Here is a 3810-nt window from a genome sequence, read left to right as displayed (position 1 = left end):
CTGGGCGACTCCGCGGCGGGCGCGCTGATCGGCTACACGGCCCTGCCGTACGGCTTCCTCGCCGGGCTGCTCGCCCCGGCCGGCCTGGCGGACTCCCCGGCCGGGTTCGGCGCGCCGCACCTGCTGTCGGCGTTCGCCGTCACCGTCTTCACGGCCACCGCCGGCGGGATCGTGATCGCCGACGGCGTGCCGGGCTTCATGGGGACCGGCGTGGCGGCGGTGGCCGGAACGGCGGCGGCCGGGGTCGTGATGGTCTCGGACGCCTCCTCCGCCGGGGTCGCGGCGGTGACGGCCTCGATCCTGCTGGCGCTCGGCTCGGCGGTCCCGATGCTGTCGTTCCGGATCGCCCGGCTGCCGATGCCCGCGATGCCGACCAACGCCGAGGAACTGCGCGCCGACAACCAGCGGGTCGACGGCGAGGCCATCCGGGAGCGCACCGGCCGGGCGCAGCGCTACGCGACCGGGATGGTGGCCGGGATCGCGCTGGCGGCGCTGGTCGCCCAGGTGTACCTGCTGCTGGACGGCCGCTGGATCGCCGTCGCCACGGCGCTGGTGCTGGCGGCGGTGCTCGTCATGCGGGCCCGCGTCTTCCAGGGACTCGGCCAGCGGCTCTGGCTGACGCTCGGCGGCGTCGCCGGGCTCGCGGCGTTCGCGGTCGGCCAGGCGGTCGCCGGGGGCGGCACCGCGGCGATCGCCGTGACGGTGGCGCTGCTGTGGGCCGCGGCGCTCCCCGCGGGCCTGGGCCTGTGGCTCCCGTCGGGCCGGCCGTCGCCGTTCTGGGGGCGGGCCGGCGACATCGTCGAGGTCCTGCTCGTGGTCGCGCTGTTCCCGCTCGCCCTCGGCGTGCTGGACGTCTACGCCTGGGTGCGCGGCCTGGCGGGGTGAGTACGGCCCGCGCCCGCGGAGGTGCCGCGCGGTGCGGGAGGAGAAGCCGGCGTGCCGCCGGGCCGGGGCCTCGCCCGCGGGACCGGTGGCGTCCATGAGGAGGGACGAACGATGACGGCTGGGTTCGGGGATTTCGCGAACATCGATGTCGACAAGCTGCTGAACATGCGGTTCGACCACGTTCAGGACGTGCAGAAGGCCGCGTCCGAGCTGGTCGGGCGGGCCGAGGACGAGAGCGGTCTGGTGGCGGTGGAGTACGGGAGCCAGGGACTGAGCGGGCTCGAGCTCCACCCCAAGGCGATGCGGCTGAGCGCGGGCGAGCTCGCGGAGATGATCAAAGCGACGGTGCACGCCGCCGCCGGGGACTTCAACGCGCGGTTCGAGCAGCTGCTGGACGAGTCCTTCGGCGGGGAGGGCGGCGCGATGCGGGAGGCCCGCGACCCGGAGGCCCTGCAGGACCGGGTGAAGGAGATGGAGGCGGCCTACGACCGCACCTTCAACGATGTTATGGGGGAGCTTGACCGTATTCGTCACCGTTTGGGGCTGTAGGTGAATATAAGGGCAGAAGTGTGGCCTGATGTCTTCCTTATCTGGATATATGCCTTGGATAGGACATCTGGCCTAATAGGCGGCAAAGTTATCTGTCCGTAATATGCATTCTTGTTATCCAGGGCGGGCGAGATCACTAGCATGCCGGGTGATGATGTTCGCGGGAGCAGTCCGCCTCGTCGGCGATGCGGCATCGGGTCGCACGGCCGGCGCGGGCGCTGAGCCGCGACCGGCAAACAGGTCCTATGTCACGGAGGTGACCGGTGGCGGATTTCTTCGGTGCCAGTCCGGCACAGATCAAGAAGGCGTCGGAACTCGTCGTGGACACCGCGCAGTACGTCGAGGGTCTCCGCAAGGGCGTGCAGACCACCACGCAGGAACTGACGGCCACGGGGTGGCTGGGCACGGCGTCGGCCAAGTTCCTCCAGGCCATGACCAAGTGGGACGAGCAGATGATGATCGTCCGGCGCGACCTGGAGTCCATCGCGCAGAAGATGGGCGACAACTCCATCACCTACAGCGCGGCCGACCAGGACGTGCAGAGCGGCATGAACAGGGTCGACGCCCTCATCAACACCGGAACCAGGTGACCTGAGGCCCGCGCGGCCCCCGGCATCCCTCCCCACGATCCCTCCACGACAAGGACGGAGAGCACAGTGTCCGACTATACGAAGGTCAACTTCGTGCAGATGGAGCAGGCCCAGCTGGGGCTCCTCAAGGTCGTCAGCAACATGGACAAGGCGACCGACGAGCTCATCAGGAAGCTCCAGGAGGTTCTGGGCGACAACTGGGCCGGCGACGCGGCGAACTTCTTCGAGGAGCACCGCAAGATCTGGGACGCCGCCGAGCAGGAGATGGGGCGCCAGCTCAACGAGGCCGCCGTCGCGCTCGGCACCGCCAACGAGAACTACAAGACGGCAGAGGCGCGCAACCGGGCGATCTGGTCCAGCTGACCCGGGCGGCGTACCGGCCGGGCTCCGCGCGGACGCCGCGGGACGCGGCGGCCGCGTCCGGCCGGTGCGTCTTGCACGCGCCGCGGCGGAGGTCGGCCGAGGATTCTTCGGAGTCTTCACGGGAGTCTTCAAGGAGAACGATGGGTAACGAGCTCTCCCCGGATCCGAACTGGCCCGGCGTGCACAACTACGTGACGGGGACCGAGTTCGACGTCGCGCGGATGCGGAAGGTCGCCGAGGACCTGGAGCGCTGCGCCGGAGAGATGAAGAGCGGGGCCGGGTCGGCGACCGGCCTCTGGCAGGACTCCGCCCTGACCGAGTTCCAGGTGGGGACCTGGCCGGCGGCCAGCGCGTTCGCCCGGAGCGTCGGCCGCAACCACTCCCCCGAGGGCGTCGCGGGCATGTACGTCGGGCCGGTGTCGAACACGCTGGCCTACGTCTACGGGATGTTCGCCGTCCGGCTGGAGGACGCCGCCAAGGCGATCCGGGCCAACGCCGACGAGTACGACAGGGCCCGCCGTGCCAACGGTGGCTGACGGCGAGCGGAAGCGATCACGGGAGGGTCGTCGTGGGCAGTGAGAGCGGGAGCCTGGACGTCCGGTCCACCAGCGCGGTCCCCAGCGCGGGCCAGGTGTCCGCGTCGAAGGAGGAGATCGAGCGGTGGCTGCGCGCCACGGCTCCGGAGAAGGTGACGGCCGCCGCGGCCTCCTACCAGGCCGGCGTGGCCGTTCTCGGCTCCGTCCGCGAGGCCCTGGCCCGCAACGCCAAGGAGCTCGCCGGGGCGTGGAGCGGGCCCGCGTCCGTCGAGGTCCAGCGGGCGCTGCAGATGCTGCACGCCACCGGCGCGGAGCTGGCCGACAAGATGGGGCAGATGGCCTCCGTCCTGCAGACGTACGGCGGGGCCGCCCTGCCCCAGGCGATCGACGAACTGGAGCGGCTGAAGGCCGACCCCGCCAAGCAGCCGGTCCCCACCCCCTCACCCGGACCGGCGCCGACGCCCTCGCCCACCGCGTCGCCGTCGCCGTCCGCCTCGGCGTCCCCCTCCACCGCGCCGTCCACGATCGGACCGCTGAAGGAGCCCGCTCCGGGCCTGACGCCCTCGGCGCAGGCCGCCATGAACGGTGACCACGCGGCCCGGGAGATCCTCCGCAAGCTGGACACGAGGATCGTCCAGCTGTACGAGAGCGTTCCGGCGAACGTGACGTACAACCTGCCGACCGTGACCATCCCGGAGGCGTCCGGCGGCTACACGCCCGTGGAGTACCCGCCGGGCGGCAGCCCCTACGAGGGCGGCTCGCCCCGCGGGAACGGCGGATCGGTCCCGGCCTACTCCGGCAGTCCCGGCGGCACCGGCGGTTCGGGCACGGGGGGGCGGCCCCGGCTCGGGAGGCGGCCCCGGTTCCGGGGGTGGCCCCGGCGGAGG

Annotated in this window: 6 protein-coding genes; all 6 read left to right on the top strand. The window is 71.8% G+C overall.

All coding sequences use genetic code 11. The features are described from left to right. The coding region (gene eccD, locus ACWJ6R_RS32050; protein WP_449065803.1) for a type VII secretion integral membrane protein EccD at window positions 1-885 on the top strand (885 nt) is incomplete at its 5' end. Window positions 886-996: 111 nt separating this feature from the next. Then, the gene (locus ACWJ6R_RS32045) at window positions 997-1434 is read left to right on the top strand and encodes a YbaB/EbfC family DNA-binding protein (RefSeq protein ID WP_449065802.1); all 438 of its coding nucleotides are present in this window, start codon (window positions 997-999) and stop codon (window positions 1432-1434) included. Between the two features lie 263 nt (window positions 1435-1697). Continuing rightward, the gene (locus tag ACWJ6R_RS32040; protein WP_068897648.1) at window positions 1698-2024 is read left to right on the top strand and encodes a WXG100 family type VII secretion target; all 327 of its coding nucleotides are present in this window, start codon (window positions 1698-1700) and stop codon (window positions 2022-2024) included. A gap of 66 nt (window positions 2025-2090) precedes the next feature. Then, window positions 2091-2387 carry a WXG100 family type VII secretion target gene (locus ACWJ6R_RS32035; RefSeq protein ID WP_449065801.1) on the top strand — a complete coding sequence of 99 codons (297 nt, stop codon included), beginning with the start codon at window positions 2091-2093 and terminating at the stop codon, window positions 2385-2387. A gap of 140 nt (window positions 2388-2527) precedes the next feature. Next, the gene (locus ACWJ6R_RS32030; RefSeq protein ID WP_189240609.1) at window positions 2528-2923 is read left to right on the top strand and encodes a hypothetical protein; all 396 of its coding nucleotides are present in this window, start codon (window positions 2528-2530) and stop codon (window positions 2921-2923) included. Window positions 2924-2955: 32 nt separating this feature from the next. Then, window positions 2956-3810: WXG100 family type VII secretion target (locus ACWJ6R_RS32025; protein ID WP_449065800.1), on the top strand; the 855-nt coding region annotated here is incomplete at its 3' end.

The sequence above is a fragment of the Planomonospora algeriensis genome, assembly GCF_977012225.1.
The sequence above is the reverse complement of the archived record's forward strand: the minus strand, read 5'-3'. Positions and strand labels throughout refer to the sequence as shown.